We start from the raw sequence: 348 nt of genomic DNA, 5'->3' as shown, positions 1-348 counted from the left end.
AGGGACGAACAAGTGAGCGAGGCAAAGAAAAAATCAAAGATTATTTCTTTCCGAGTGAACGCAGATGAATATGATGTGATCGCTGGTACAGCTTCAAGTGCCAACTTGAACATCACATCATATTTAAAGGCGCGCGCATTAGGAGGGAAGATTCATCGTCCACTGATGAAGTCAGAGGATATTCAGAGTATCTTACCACCACTTTCAAAATTATCCGGAGAGATCAGTAGGGTGGGGAACAATATGAATCAGTCGACACGTACTTTAAAAACTTTAGCACGTGAACCCTATATTGGTTCTGTAGAATTGAATGCGATTAAAAAGCTGACAGAAGAATTTCAGGCATCT

At 40.8% G+C, this 348-nt stretch carries 1 protein-coding gene; it reads left to right on the top strand.

What is annotated here, in order from left to right:
* Nucleotides 1-12: 12 nt before the first annotated feature.
* Nucleotides 13-348, top strand: a 336-nt coding sequence (locus ACZ2V4_RS11705) for a plasmid mobilization protein (protein WP_490514948.1), incomplete at its 3' end; no start/stop codon positions are given.

It is taken from the genome of Macrococcus sp. CoH-51_TC_04, from assembly GCF_058188655.1.
The sequence above is the reverse complement of the archived record's forward strand: the minus strand, read 5'-3'. Positions and strand labels throughout refer to the sequence as shown.